This window comes from Candidatus Methylomirabilota bacterium, assembly GCA_035709005.1.
GTDB lineage: Bacteria > Methylomirabilota > Methylomirabilia > Rokubacteriales > CSP1-6 > 40CM-4-69-5.
In genome coordinates this window covers 26579-39395 of the sequence record DASTFB010000053.1, presented here as the reverse complement: position 1 = coordinate 39395, position 12817 = coordinate 26579, and the positions used below count along the sequence as shown (strand labels likewise).

Below are 12817 nucleotides of genomic sequence, written 5' to 3'. Positions count from 1 at the left end.
GCGCGGCCCGTCAGATGTGGTACATGGGCCGCGCCGCCGCCGCCTGCGCGCGGGCGCGCGACGCCAGGTCGCCGAAATTGAGCCGATCCACCACGTGGCAGACCGCGTCCGCGATCTCTTCCCAGAGCTCGGCCAGGCCATGGCCGTCGCGTCCGGCGCGGCCCGGCCCCGTCGTGTCGAAGGGGGCGCGCTCCCCCTCGACCGCCCGCAAGACGGCGCCCACGGTGATGTCCTCGGGCAGCCGGGTGAGCAGATAGCCGCCGGCGGCGCCCCGCCGGGAGGTGAGCAGCCCCGCGCGCTTGAGGGCCAGGAGCACCTGCTCCAGATAGCGCTGAGGGATGCGCTGCCGCGCGGCGATCTCCTGGATCGGAATCAACCCTCGGCCATGATGCACGGCCAGGTCGAGCACCGCCTTGATGGCGTACTCGCCCTTCGCCGAGATGCGCAGGCGGGTGGTGATGGCCGGGGCCTCCCTCAGCGCGCCCGCTCCAGCCGGCGGGCGACCTCCTTGGCGAAGTAGGTGATGACGATGTCGGCCCCGGCGCGCCGGATCGCCGTGACCGCCTCCATCATGGCGAGCTCCTCGTCCAGCCACCCGAGCTGTCCGGCCGCCTTGATCATGGCGTACTCCCCCGACACCGAGTAGGCGGCCAGCGGCACCCCGAACTCCGACCGCGCCCGCGAGATCACGTCGAGGTAGGGGAGCGCCGGCTTCACCATGATGATGTCGGCCCCCTCGTCCAGGTCCAGGGCGATCTCCCGCATGGCCTCGGCGGCGTTGGCCGGGTCCATCTGGTACGCGCGACGGTCGCCGAATTGCGGCGCGGACTCGGCCGCCTCCCGGAAGGGGCCGTAGAACGCCGAGGCGTACTTGGCCGAGTAGGCCATGATCGGCGTCTCCGCGTAGTCGGCCTCGTCCAGGGCCTCGCGGATGGCCCCGACCCGTCCGTCCATCATGTCCGAAGGCGCCACCACGTCCGCGCCCGCGTCGGCATGAGAGACGGCCACACGCGCCAGCAGCTCCAGGGAGGGATCGTTGCGCACCGTCCCGTTCTCGACGATCCCGCAATGGCCGTGGCTCGTGTACTGACAGAGACAGACGTCGGTGACGACCAGCAGGTCGGGCACGGTGTCCTTCACCGCCCGGATCGCCTGCTGCACGATGCCGTCGTCGGCGTAGGCTTCCGAGCCGCGCGGGTCCTTGTGGGCGGGCAGGCCGAACAGGAGCAGGGCCGGGATCCCCATGGCCGCCACGTCCTTGGCCTCCTTCAACAGCTCGTCGATGGACAGCCGGCTCTGTCCCGGCATCGAGGCGATCGGCTCGCGCACCCCGCGACCGTGGATGACGAAGGCCGGGTAGACCAGGTCGTCCACCGCCAGCCGCGTCTCGCGCACCAGCGTGCGCAGCAGCGGTTTCTCTCTCAGGCGGCGCGGGCGAAACATCCCCTGTCCCATCACTGACTCCTCCTGTCCGCGCGTGGCTCCGACCCCGAGGGCCGCCGCGCGCGGGCGAAATGCTCGTCGATCGCGCCGGCCAGTGCGGCGATCGTGTACTGCCGCGGCATCACGTGGGTGGGCAGGCCGTACTCGGCCGCGGTGGCCGCCGTGATAGGACCGATGCAGGCGATGGTGACACCGTCGAGCCAGGCCTGCCGTTCCTCCACGGTGAACAGCTCGGCGAAGTTGCGCGCCGTCGACGAGCTCGTGAACGTGACCACGTCCACCGTCCTGGCCGCCAGCGCCTCGCGCAAGGGTCCGGTGCCGACCTCCACCCGTCGCGTAGTATACGCAGGCACCTCGACCACTGCCGCCCCCAGTGCCGCCAGCTCCCGCGCCAGCACCTCGCGCGCCTGCGCCGCCCGCGCCAGCAAGACGCGGTCTTCGGCGCCGATGTGGGACCGCAACCGTTGCGCCAGCGCCTCGGCGCGATACTCCTCGGGTACGGCCGCGGGTCGCAGACCGCGCTCGATCAGGGCTTCGGCCGTGGCGGGGCCGATCGCGGCCACCCGCAGTCGGGCGAAACCGCTCCAGTCCAGGCCGCGCTCCTCCAGGCGGCGGCCCACCATGGCGACGCCGTTCACGCTCGTAAACACCGCCCACGTGAACGTCGCCAGCTCATCCAGAGCCCGATCGAGCGGCCCCCAGGACACCGGAGGCTCGATGGCGATGGTCGGCGCCTCGAGCACCCGGGCCCCGGCCCCCTCGAGGAGCTCCACGAACCCGGACGCCTGGTCGGCGGCCCGCGTCACCACGACGGTTCGCCCGGCGAGAGCCCGGGGGGTCACGACACCCTCCGTCCGGGGTCGAGCAACGCCACCGCCGCCGCCCCTTGATCGAGGAGCGCCTCGGCGAGGCCGCGGCCCAGGCCTTCGGCGTCGTCGGGCACGCCCGCCGCTTCCGCGCGCAGGACGCGCCGGCCGTCCTCGCTGGCGACCAGCGCCCTCATGTGCAGACGGGCGCCTGCCCGATCCGGCTCGAGGACCGCGTAGCCGGCGATCGGCGTCGTGCAGGAGGCTCCCAGCCGGCGCAGGTACGCGCGCTCGGCGAGGCCGCACGCCCGGGTGGCGGCGTCGTCCAGCGTCCGGACCAGACGCCCTGTCTCGGAGTCGTCACGACGAACCTGGACGCCCAGGATCCCCTGCCCGACGGCGGGCACGAAGACCTCCGGCGCCAGCGGACAGGCATGCGGCGGACGGGCGCCGAGTCGGGCCAGCCCGGCCGCGGCGACGACGAGCGCATCGCACGCGTCCTCGGCGAGCTTCCGCAAGCGGGTGTCCACGTTACCCCGGATGGCGGTCACCGCGAGGTCCGGGCGCAGGGCCAGGGCCAGTGCGCGCCGGCGGAGGCTCGACGTGCCCAGGCGCGCGCCGTTCGGCAAGGTCTCGAACCCGCCCCCGGCCCGTGTGAGCAGGACGTCCCTGGGGTCCTCGCGCGGCGGAAACGCGGCGAGCTCCAGCCCGGCCGGCTGCTCGGCGGGGAGATCCTTGAGGCTGTGCACGGCGAGGTCGATCGCCCCGTCCGCCAGCGCCTGTTCGATCTCGCGGACGAACAGCCCCTTGCCGCCCACGTCGGCCAGCCGCGCGCCGAACAGCCGGTCGCCTTCGGTCTTGATGGGGACGATCTCGACGTCCTGGCCCAGGCGGCGCAGCGCCGTGGCCACGCTGTCGGCCTGGGCCAGCGCCAACGCGCTGCCCCGCGTTCCCAGCCGGGCTCGCTTCAGGCGCGCGGCCGCCATCCTCCCTCCGCCTTGTCGCCGCGGCCCCCCAGGCCGAAGAGCTCGTGCACGAGCTGCATCCAGGAGCGGCCGGCACCGGCGCGCGACGACTCGCGGAGCTTGGTGATCGGGGCGTGCAGGATCTTGTTGACGATGGCCTGGGACAGGGCTTCCATCGCCTCTCGGGTGTCGGGCGGCGCATCGGGGAGGCGGGCCAGCGCCTTGCGCACTTCCCCTGCGCGGATGGCCTCCAGGCGCTCCCGCAGCGAGACGATGGTGGGAATGATTTCGGCGTCGCCCAGCCGGAGCAGGAACTTGGCGACCTCGCGTTCGATGAGCGCCTCGGCGCGCTCGGCCTCGCGGGCGCGCTCGCGCAAGTTGGCCTCGATCACCTGACGGAGATCGTCGATGTCGTAGCAGTACACGCCCGCCAGCTCGCCCACCGACGGCTCCACGTCGCGGGGGACCGCGATGTCGATGAAGAACAGCGGACGGGGACCGCGCGCCTGCATCACCTGAGCGACCATGGAACGACTCACCAGGGGCATCGCCGCGCCCGTGGAGGTGATGACGATGTCGACGGCGCCCAGGGCGGTGGCCAGCTCGGCGAACGGCACGGCGTTGCCGGCCAGCGAGCGGGCCAGCTCCTGGGCCCGCGCCCACGTCCGGTTCACCACGTAGATGGGAAAGGCGCCGTGCTCCACGAGCTGCCGGGCCGCCAGCTCGCCCATCTTGCCGGCGCCCAGGAGAAGCACCGCCCGCCCGCGCAGGCCGTCGAAGATCTTCTTGGCCAGCTCCACGGCGGCGAACGAGATCGACACCGCGTGCCGGCCGATGTCCGTCTCGGTCCGCACCCGCTTGGCCACGGCGAACGCCTGCGTGAACAGCGAGTGCAGCGTGGGGCCGACGGTCTCGCACGTCTGGGCGAGCGCGAAGGCGTCCTTCACCTGTCCCAGGATCTGGGTCTCGCCCACCATCATGGAATCCAGGCTGGCCGCCACCCGGAAGACGTGCCGGATGGCGTCCCGTTCGAGGTGCGTGTAGACATACGGCTCGAGCCCGGCCAGGGCCACGCCGCGGTGGCGGCACAGGTGTCCGAACGCGGCCGAGCGTCCCTCGCCGGGAACGTCGGCCACCCCGTAGACTTCCACGCGATTGCACGTCGACAGGATCACCATCTCGGCGACGGCGCCCGTGGCCTGGATGTCGTGCAGGAGCTCCCGGAGCTTGTCGTCCTCGACGGCGAGCTGCTCACGCACCTCGACCGGCGCCGTCCGATGGTTGAGCCCGCAGGCGAACAGTGTCATGCGCCTTCCTGCCCGTCCGCCCCTCGGCCTCGCATGTCAGGAGCCGTGCCGGCCGGGCAGGAAGAGGCCCGCCCCCAGCGTCAGCACGAGCGCGGCGAAGCCGATGACCGAGAAGTAGGCGGCGCGGCGGCCGTGCCAGCCGGCGGCGGTCCTGCCCGCCAGCGTCGCCGCGTAGATGGCCCATGCCACGAACGACAGCATCGCCAGTGGGTCGAAGGCGAAGAAACTGCCCCAGGCCGCGCTCGCCGACAAGCTGCCCAGGATGATGGCGATGGTGAGAAAGGGGAAGCCGTAGGCGAGGGTCCGGTAGGACAGACGATCCAGCGTGGCGAGCGAGGGCAGGCGGTAGTAGACGGCGCCCGGTCGCTTGCCTTTGAGCTGGCGCTCCTGGAGCAGATACATGATGGCGCCGGCGAAGTTGAGGACGAAGGCGGCGATGCCCACGAGAGCGAGCGCGATGTGGACGGTGAGCCAGGCGCTCGACAGGGCCCGGTCGATCGGCCCGAGACCCAGCGCGCGCGTCACCGACGACAGGCTCAGCATCAGCACCACGGGCAAGACGAAGGCGCTCAGCACCCTGAGGCCGTACGTCCGCTCGACCCACATCATGAGCCCCACGGCCACCCAGGCGGCAACCGAGATGGCATCGGCGATGGTGCCGACCGGGGGCCGCCCCGTCTGCAGCCCCACGCTGGCCAGGGCCAGCCCGTGCAGGACCCAGCCGCCCAGCGTGACGACGGCGCCGATCCGGTAGATGAGCTCCTCACGCTGGATCAGGTAGGCAAGGGCGAGTCCCGTCGCGCAGACATACGCAATGACCGCGAGGCTCAGAAGACCCGACATGACAGGCTCCAGGTTGCTGGAGTTTACCACAATTCCGATGCGGATATTTCGGCGGCGGTGGCCGGGCGCGGGTCAGGAACCCGAGCGCGCGACCTGCTCCAGCTCGATGAGCGTGGGCACCTCACGCCGATACCCCGAGCGATGCGCGAACACGTCGAGGTGGGGCGAGCCCCAGTCCTCGACGAGCGCCGAGCCGGCATTCCACCGGACCCGCCGATCGAGCTCCTTGAGGTAGACCTGGCAGGCGCGGCAGGCGCTGATGAGGTAGCCTTCCTCCTTGTCCTCGCCCTGGAACTTCACGAATTGTTTGCTGTCGACCGTGTCGCACGACGGGCAGCGGAGGCGGGGAAAGGTCCAACCCCCTCCGCAAAAGTGGCACAGGAGGTGGCGGCCACCGTTTTCGAGAATGTCCGTGAACCCGGGGGCGCTCCCGCAGAACGGGCACACCCCGCGCTGCCACATCCTCTCGGCAAGGTGCGGTCGACAATCGGCGAAGTAGTGCTCGAGCACAGGCCTCAGCCCGCTATACCCCAGAAATGCCCACGCCTCGGCCACCAGGGCGGCACCGGTTATGCCCCTACCCGGCAACAACGACGCCGGCGTCACCTCACCGCGGTCCCACGCCTGCGCGAAGGCTTGTAGCGCAGCCTCATCCACGCCGACCATCGCCAGGAGATCGAGGCCGGGAGCCAGCAGCGGCTCGAGCGCTTCGGCGTCCAGGGCCGGGCTCGTCTCCACCAGCAGAGGCACGCCCCGGGCCCAACGGTCCTGGCACTCGGCGACGCTCCACCCAAGCCTCAGTACCCCGCTGGCCGGCCACCGGCTCCAGGCGGCCAGGATCTCGCCATAGCCCTGGAGCGCGCCATGAAAGCTGGGACGCCGAGCGAGGAGCTCCTCCCACTCCCGGATGAGCTGGGTGTAGCTCATCCCGGCCAGACCTGATAGCAGGGGCCCCGAGAACGAGGGCCCCTCGCCGTGGACGCCGACGGCACCGAGACTACGAGAGGACTCGCTGCCCCGCCGCGATGAGCACGTACTTGACGCCGAACCCGCCGACGAGGACGAGGATCGAGATGAGGGCGGCCAAGCCGGGGTTGGCATTCCGGAGCACCCCGCCCAACACCATGCCCAGGGGGATCACGAGGCCGATGACGACGGCGAGCCAGAACAGCACGCTGTCGGTACCGGCCAGGAGCTGACCGAGCGCCGCCCTGATGCCGGCCGACCCGCTCATCCACACGCTAATAGCGAACAGAACGAGCAGGGCCGCCTCGACGACGAGCGCGAACGCCGTGAAGTTCATGAGACGGGCCAGGGCCTCGCGGTTCTGCCTGCCGAGAATGCTCATAAGCAGCGCGATGGCGGCGGCCCCGGTGGCGGCGCCCACGGCCAGGAACAGCGCGCCGAGCCAGTGGGAGCTGATGAACAGCGGCCGGGCCGTGGCCCCCAGCAGGACCCCGGGGTACGCGGCGAGAAAGAAGCCGAAAATGCTCCCGACGATGCCCACGATCGCCCGAGAGATACCGAACCGCCGCTTGCCCCGGTCCTCCAAGTACACCATCAGGGCGGCCAGGAACGCGCAGATTCCGAAGATCAGTAGGCCCCAGGCGCCCACGCTCATGGGCGACAGGAGCTTGAGGTGAAGCGGCCCCACGGTGATGGCGTTCATGCCGATGTCCGTGTTTGGCTTGCTCACCACGAGCATGTGCAGGAAGCGGCTGGGCAGCCCGAGGTCGACGATCAGGAGGATCGGCGCGGGGAGGGCGGCGAGGAAGGCGACGTAGTAGCCCACGCGCATGAGATCGCGGAAGCGCCGCTCATCCACGAAAGCCGCGACAGTGGCGAGGACGAAGGCCCCCCCGGCGATGCCGCCGAGGAAGAAGTAGAGATCAATCACCAGCGGCCAGTCCGCACTCTTCAGCAGTCCAGGTTCCATCAGGCTCCTCCTGTCCCGCCGCGATTGCGGAAGGTCATGACGGCCCCCAGCCCGATCAGGACGGCCGAGCCGATCGCGAGCAACGAGTCGACGACGACGTTGCGCTGGGGCAGCTTCGGGTTCTCGGGCAGGCCGTAGATGGAAGGCTTGCCCAGCAGCAGGAAGAAGGCGTTGAGCCCGCCCAGGGCGCCGCTCTGGTCCTCACCGTAGAGCTGGGCCTCGTTGAATCCCATCTTGCGCAGCTCCTCGACCCGCTTGCGGGCCGTGGTGGCCAACTCGTCACGATAGCCGAACTTGATCGAGGCCGTCGGGCAGGCCTTCGCGCAGGCAGGGCCGAGGCCGTTGTGGATGCGGTCGTTGCAGAATGTGCACTTGTTGGCCGTGCCGGTCTCCTCGTTGAAGGCGACGACCCCGAAGGGGCAGGCCGACACGCAGTACCGGCAGCCGTTGCAGATGTCCTGGTTGATGTTGACCGTCCCGTATTCGGTCCGGTAGATGGCGCCGGTGGGACAGGCCTCCAGGCAGCCGGCCTGAGCGCAGTGCTTGCAAACGTCGGACATCAGGTGCCAGGTCAGGCTGCCCTTGCCGTCCGGCTGCTCGAAAAAGCGCACCAGGCGGTAGCTCTTGTCCGTGAAGTCGTGGTGGTTCTGATAGGTCCCCGTCCACTCCGGCTCCTCGGGCGCCAGCTGGTTCCATTGCTTGCAGGCGACCTGACAGGCGCGGCAGCCGATGCACAGCGAGATATCCGTGAACATCGCCAGCGTGCGAGCCATGGCTATGCCACCCCCTTTCGGACGTTGCAGAGCAGCGCCTTGGATTCCTGTATGTAGGTGGTCGGGTCGCCCAGGCTCGCCACCAGGTCGTTGGTGATGTCCCCGCGGGCGGATTTCATGACCCCCTGGTACCCCCAGTGCCACGGGATACCCACCTGGTAGACCTTCTTGCCATCGATGACGAACGGCTTGATGCGTTCGGTGACGAGCGCGCGTGTGTGAATCGTCGCCCGAGGGCTCTCCACCGTGATCATGTCGCCGTTCTGGATCCCCAGCTCCTTGGCCATCTCGGGATTGACCTCAGCGAAGTGCCCGAAGAAGAGCTCGCTGAGCCATGGGACGTGTCGCGACATGCCGGCGGCATGGTGCTCGGTCAGCCGGTAGGTGGTGAGGATGTAGGGATACTTGTCGGGCGTGCCCAGCTTGTTGAGATCGCCGATGTCCCAGTACTTGGCCACGGGGTTGTTCTGCACCTTGGATAATAGATTCTTCGTCGGCGACTCGAACGGTTCGTAGTGTTCGGGGAAGGGGCCGTCGTTGAGGGCCGCGAAGAACTGTCCCAGACCGTGGCCGGTCATGATGAAGGCGTCGGTCCCGCTGATGCCCTTGAGCGGCCCCTCCTTGGCCCGCGGCGCGTTCGGGGCCATGACCGGGCTGAAGTCGGGCACGTCCAGGCCGACCCACTTCTTCTGCTTGGCGTCCCACCAGATGAGCTTCTTCTTCTCGCTCCAGGGCCGGCCGCGAGGGTCGGCCGACGCGCGGTTGTAGAGGATGCGGCGGTTGGCCGGCCATACGAAGCCCCACTCGTGGGCGAGGTAGTCGCCTTCCTTGGGCTTCTCGCGGCGCAGCGCCAGGTTCTTGCCCTCCTCGGGGTAGACCCCGGTGCAGATCCAGTTGCCGCACGCGGTCGAGCCGTCGTCGCGCAGGTGGGCGAAGGTCTTGACCGGTTGACCCTTCTTGTACAGCGGCTTGCCGTCGGCCTCGGTGATGTCGGCGGTGGCGTAGCCGTTGACCTCCTTGAGGACATGCTCCATGTTGGGCTCTTTCTTAGCCCCCTGAACCTCGTAGTCCCAGACCAGGTCGAGGACCGGCCGGTCCTTGGCGGCCGTGGAGCCCTTGTAGAGCGCCTTTACCCGGTCCCCCAGTTCCACGATGAAGGCCGCATCCGAACGCGCCTCGCCCGGCGGCTCCACCGCCCTCAGGTGCCACTGCAGCAGCCGCATCGTGTTCGTCAGGGAGCCGTCCTTCTCGGCGGCAGGCGCTCCGGGGATGAAGAACACCTCGGTCTGCACGGTCTTGGGATCGAGCCCGGGCTCTTTCCACACCGTCGCGGTCTCCGTCTCGAACAGGTCGACCACCGCCATCCACTCGAGATTGCGGAGTGCCGTCCGGGCCATCTTCGCGTTCGGGCTGTCCACCCCGGGGTTCTGGCCCATGACGATGAAGCCCTTGACCTGCTTGTTCAGCATGCCGACCAGGAAATGCTGGTGGGAGTAGGCGTCGGCCTTCTCCCGCTTCGGCAGGTACTCGTAGGCGAAGTCGTTGTCCTTCGTGGCCGCGTCGCCCCACCAGGCCTTCAGCAGGCTGATGAAGAACTTGGGCTTGTTGACCCAGTACCCGCCCTTCGGCGTCTCCCGCTCCAGGTAGTCGGTCAGCGTCGGGTGGATCGCCTGCAGCGGCGGGGCCAGGTAACCGGGCAGGATGTGATACAGGGTCGCCATGTCCGTGGCTCCCTGCACGTTCGAGTGGCCACGAAGGGCGACGACCCCACCCCCCGGACGTCCGATGTTGCCGAGAACCATCTGGAGCATGCAGAGCGAGCGAATCTGCTGGACACCGTTGGTGGACTGGTTGAGCTGGAGCGCGTAGGAGATCGTCCCCGTCTTGTCGGGTCCCGAGGCCGAGCAGAAGGTGTCGGCGACCTGCAGGAACAGATCCTTGGAAATGCCGCACACCCGCTCGACCATCTCCGGGGTGTAGCGGTCGTAGTGCTTGCGCAGGTGCTGGAAGACGCAGTTCGGATCGCGTAGCGTGGGATCTTTCTTTGGATAGCCGTCGGCATCGAGCTGGAAGCGCCAGGTGCTCCGGTCGTAGCGGTAGCTGCTGTGCGGATCCGTGCCGCTCTTGCCCGTCTTTTCGAGCCCGCTGAAGAGACCTTCGAGGTCGGCGGGCGTCTTGAAGCTCGGATCCAGCAGCAGAGAGGCATTGGTGTAGGCAACGACGTAGTCGTGGAAGTACTTCTTGGTCTCGATGGCGTAGCGAATGAGGCCGCCGAAGAAGACGATATTGGTGCCCGAGCGGATGGGCACCCAGATGTCGGCTGTCGCCGAGGTGCGGGTGAAGCGGGGGTCGACGTGAATGACCTTGGCTCCCCGCGCCTTGGCCTCCATGACCCACTTGTAGGACACGGGATGGCACTCGGCCCAGTTGGACGTGGGCATGATCACGTCGGCGTTCTTCACGTCGATCAGGTTCGTCGTCATGGCGCCCCGCCCGAAGGTCGCTCCCAGGGCCGGGACCGTGGCCGAGTGACAGATGCGCGCCGAGTTCTCCAGATTGACGATGCCCAACCCCCGCGCAAGCTTGGCGATCAGGTAGTTCTCTTCGTTATCGAGCACCGACGAGCCCATCCAGGCGATCCCTTCGCAGCGGTTGACCGTGAGGTTGCGGCCACCCACCCGAGCCCGTTGGACGAACGTCTCGTCGCGGGTCTTTTTGATCCGCTGGGCAATCTGGTCCATCATCCAGTCCAGCGGCTTCTCCTCCCACCGATCGCTCCCTGGCGCGCGATACAGGCACTTCGTGAGGCGACTCGAGTTGACCGACACCTGGAACGTGGACGACCCTTTGGGACAGAGCGCGCCCTCGGTATGCGGCGCGTCGGGATCGCCCTCGATGTCGATGATTTTGTTGTCCTTGACGTAGATGAGCTGCGCGCATCCCACGGCGCAGTACGGGCAGACTCCGGGATAGACCTTGGCCTCTTTGATCCGGAGCGAGCTCGCGGCAGCCTCCACGGGGCGAAGGTCGATTTCCTGCGTGGCGAGGGTCGTGCCGGCGACGCCGGCGCCGTACTTGAGGAAGTCCCGTCGTGACAGGCTCATGGCGACGCTCCTTGTGCGAGACCGGGTCGGTGCTAAGGACGGTCCCGGCAAAGCACGGATAGCCTCAGACCTCGGGGCTGGCGATCTCTTCCCAGGCTCGGCGCAACACGGTGATCGTCTGGGCGCCACCGCTCTTTGGCTCGACCTTGATGATGTCCCCGGGATTCAGGGCTTCGAGGTTTCCCTCGCCCTCGTTGGCCACCACCAACGTGCCCTCCCCGCAGGACAGCTCCGAGCACAGGTCGGCCTCTCCGCGCACTCTCAGGCGGCCCCGGGTGGCGTCGACCGAAACAACGGTGAGACGGCTCTTCTGGAGCCAGTCCGTGAGACTGTTGGGCATCCTTGGATCCCTCCTCGTGGGAAGGGGCGTAAGGACTGGGTTGGCGGCACTCTACGGTTGGTCAGACCGCGTTGTCAAGCGGCCTGCCGGCCCCAGCCTGTCCGTCATCATGCCAGTTTGTGCTCGCCATCAAACGTGGAACGGCCCGGCGCCACCGCGGTAGCGGTCGGGGTCGGCCTCGCCGCCCTCGCCCGGTGCGTACAGGGCGAACCGCTCATCCAGGAGTCGCCTGGCCTCCTCGACCCGACCGGCCTCCAGGGACTCGAGAATCCGGGCGTAGGTGGCCCGGTCGACGAGGGGCCCGTTGACCACCGGGTTGTAGAGCCGTGTCAGCTCGAACAGGAGGGGCTTGCACTGACTGAGGTCGCCCAGACTCTCCCGGGCGCGCTCGAACAGGACCACTCCGGTGTCCTGGCGCTTGTGCCTGCGCCAGTGCTTGCGTCCTTCGCCCCCGTGAGCCTCGGCGGGCTCAGTCACGGCGCGCCGGGGCCGTCTCGGCCAGCCAGAGTCCCTCTCCCGAGTAGAGATTGAGGCCATCTGGGCGCACGTAGCCGCACACGGTGATCCCGAGCTGCTCGGCCAGGCCCACGGCCATCTCGGTCGGGGAGGTGCGGGAGGCGACGATCGGCACGCCCATCCGCGCGGCCTTGAGCAGCATCTCCGAGGAGATCCGCCCGGTGGACAGGAGGATCCGATCGTCTGTCGGGATGCCGCGCAGCAGCGCCTCGCCCTTGATCTTGTCTACCGCGTTGTGACGCCCGACGTCCTCGGCGACGATCAGCAGTTGCTCACCGTCCGTCAGTCCCGCGCCATGGATGCCGCGCGAGGCTCGGTAGTGGACGGCGGCCGCGAACAGCTCCTTCATGCGGGCCACCAGCTCGCCCGGACGGATCCGGACCGTCGAGGTCAGACGAGGGAAGAGGCGATGGTCGATGCGGAACGTGATGCCGCCGCCACAGCCGGACGTGAGGATCCGCTCGGTCGGCAGCGTCACGGGGCCGGCCAGGGTGACCTCGGCGCGGCCGTCGACCGAGGAGACCTCCAGCTGCCTGACGTCGGCCAGACCGTCGATCACCTTCTCCATCCAGAGGTAGCCCAGCACGAGCGCCTCCAGATCGATGGGTGTGCAGAGCAGGGTGAGAAAGCGCTGGCCGTTGACGTAGACGGTCAGAGGCTGCTCCCGGACGACCTCGCCGCTGATCTCCTCGGCGCGGTCCCCGCGGACCCTGAGGTACGTCCGCATGCCTGAGGAGTGTAACAGGATGTCTGAAAAACGGCTCTACCGCGGCAACGCTTGTCG

At 68.8% G+C, this 12817-nt stretch carries 13 protein-coding genes; all 13 read right to left on the bottom strand.

What is annotated here, in order from left to right; all coding sequences use genetic code 11:
- Nucleotides 1-10: 10 nt before the first annotated feature.
- Nucleotides 11-442 carry an Rrf2 family transcriptional regulator gene (locus tag VFR64_08240; GenBank protein ID HET9489726.1) on the bottom strand — a complete coding sequence of 144 codons (432 nt, stop codon included), beginning with the start codon at nucleotides 440-442 and terminating at the stop codon, nucleotides 11-13.
- Nucleotides 443-474: 32 nt separating this feature from the next.
- Nucleotides 475-1455 (bottom strand): porphobilinogen synthase, encoded by a 981-nt coding sequence (hemB, locus tag VFR64_08235; protein HET9489725.1) that lies wholly within the window; start codon nucleotides 1453-1455, stop codon nucleotides 475-477.
- Nucleotides 1455-2285: a uroporphyrinogen-III synthase gene (locus VFR64_08230; protein HET9489724.1), complete on the bottom strand. Its 831-nt coding sequence runs from the start codon at nucleotides 2283-2285 to the stop codon at nucleotides 1455-1457. Before VFR64_08230 ends, hemB begins: the two co-directional genes overlap by 1 nt.
- A complete protein-coding gene (gene hemC, locus VFR64_08225; protein ID HET9489723.1) occupies nucleotides 2282-3235 on the bottom strand; it encodes a hydroxymethylbilane synthase in 954 nt (317 codons plus the stop codon). Before hemC ends, VFR64_08230 begins: the two co-directional genes overlap by 4 nt.
- The gene (gene hemA, locus VFR64_08220) at nucleotides 3217-4521 is read right to left on the bottom strand and encodes a glutamyl-tRNA reductase (protein HET9489722.1); all 1305 of its coding nucleotides are present in this window, start codon (nucleotides 4519-4521) and stop codon (nucleotides 3217-3219) included. Before hemA ends, hemC begins: the two co-directional genes overlap by 19 nt.
- A 36-nt stretch (nucleotides 4522-4557) precedes the next feature.
- Nucleotides 4558-5364 carry a cytochrome c biogenesis protein CcsA gene (ccsA, locus tag VFR64_08215; GenBank protein HET9489721.1) on the bottom strand — a complete coding sequence of 269 codons (807 nt, stop codon included), beginning with the start codon at nucleotides 5362-5364 and terminating at the stop codon, nucleotides 4558-4560.
- 72 nt (nucleotides 5365-5436) lie between these two features.
- Nucleotides 5437-6291 carry a formate dehydrogenase accessory protein FdhE gene (locus tag VFR64_08210; protein HET9489720.1) on the bottom strand — a complete coding sequence of 285 codons (855 nt, stop codon included), beginning with the start codon at nucleotides 6289-6291 and terminating at the stop codon, nucleotides 5437-5439.
- Between the two features lie 70 nt (nucleotides 6292-6361).
- Entirely contained in the window at nucleotides 6362-7300 is a 939-nt protein-coding gene (nrfD, locus tag VFR64_08205) for an NrfD/PsrC family molybdoenzyme membrane anchor subunit (GenBank protein HET9489719.1), read from the bottom strand.
- Nucleotides 7300-8073, bottom strand: coding sequence for a 4Fe-4S dicluster domain-containing protein (locus tag VFR64_08200; GenBank protein ID HET9489718.1), 774 nt, complete (start codon nucleotides 8071-8073; stop codon nucleotides 7300-7302). The genes nrfD and VFR64_08200 overlap by 1 nt, the downstream gene beginning before the upstream one ends.
- 2 nt (nucleotides 8074-8075) lie before the next feature.
- On the bottom strand, nucleotides 8076-11177 hold the full coding sequence (gene fdnG / locus VFR64_08195; GenBank protein HET9489717.1) for a formate dehydrogenase-N subunit alpha: 3102 nt from the start codon (nucleotides 11175-11177) through the stop codon (nucleotides 8076-8078).
- 64 nt (nucleotides 11178-11241) lie between these two features.
- Complete coding sequence (locus VFR64_08190) at nucleotides 11242-11517, bottom strand: hypothetical protein (GenBank protein HET9489716.1); 276 nt, start codon at nucleotides 11515-11517, stop codon at nucleotides 11242-11244.
- Between the two features lie 129 nt (nucleotides 11518-11646).
- A complete protein-coding gene (locus VFR64_08185) occupies nucleotides 11647-11994 on the bottom strand; it encodes a hypothetical protein (protein HET9489715.1) in 348 nt (115 codons plus the stop codon).
- On the bottom strand, nucleotides 11987-12760 hold the full coding sequence (gene fdhD / locus VFR64_08180) for a formate dehydrogenase accessory sulfurtransferase FdhD (protein ID HET9489714.1): 774 nt from the start codon (nucleotides 12758-12760) through the stop codon (nucleotides 11987-11989). The genes VFR64_08185 and fdhD overlap by 8 nt, the downstream gene beginning before the upstream one ends.
- Between the last annotated feature and the right edge of the window lie 57 nt (nucleotides 12761-12817).

What these genes read in the sequence shown, in the direction of transcription:
- hemB (HET9489725.1), bottom strand. Translation starts at nt 1,455, where the DNA reads ATGGGACAGGGGATGTTTCGCCCGCGCCGCCTGAGAGAGAAACCGCTG.
- hemC (HET9489723.1), bottom strand. Translation starts at nt 3,235, where the DNA reads ATGGCGGCCGCGCGCCTGAAGCGAGCCCGGCTGGGAACGCGGGGCAGC.
- hemA (HET9489722.1), bottom strand. Translation starts at nt 4,521, where the DNA reads ATGACACTGTTCGCCTGCGGGCTCAACCATCGGACGGCGCCGGTCGAG.
- ccsA (HET9489721.1), bottom strand. Translation starts at nt 5,364, where the DNA reads ATGTCGGGTCTTCTGAGCCTCGCGGTCATTGCGTATGTCTGCGCGACG.
- VFR64_08210 (HET9489720.1), bottom strand. Translation starts at nt 6,291, where the DNA reads ATGAGCTACACCCAGCTCATCCGGGAGTGGGAGGAGCTCCTCGCTCGG.
- nrfD (HET9489719.1), bottom strand. Translation starts at nt 7,300, where the DNA reads ATGGAACCTGGACTGCTGAAGAGTGCGGACTGGCCGCTGGTGATTGAT.
- VFR64_08200 (HET9489718.1), bottom strand. Translation starts at nt 8,073, where the DNA reads ATGGCTCGCACGCTGGCGATGTTCACGGATATCTCGCTGTGCATCGGC.
- fdnG (HET9489717.1), bottom strand. Translation starts at nt 11,177, where the DNA reads ATGAGCCTGTCACGACGGGACTTCCTCAAGTACGGCGCCGGCGTCGCC.
- VFR64_08190 (HET9489716.1), bottom strand. Translation starts at nt 11,517, where the DNA reads ATGCCCAACAGTCTCACGGACTGGCTCCAGAAGAGCCGTCTCACCGTT.
- fdhD (HET9489714.1), bottom strand. Translation starts at nt 12,760, where the DNA reads ATGCGGACGTACCTCAGGGTCCGCGGGGACCGCGCCGAGGAGATCAGC.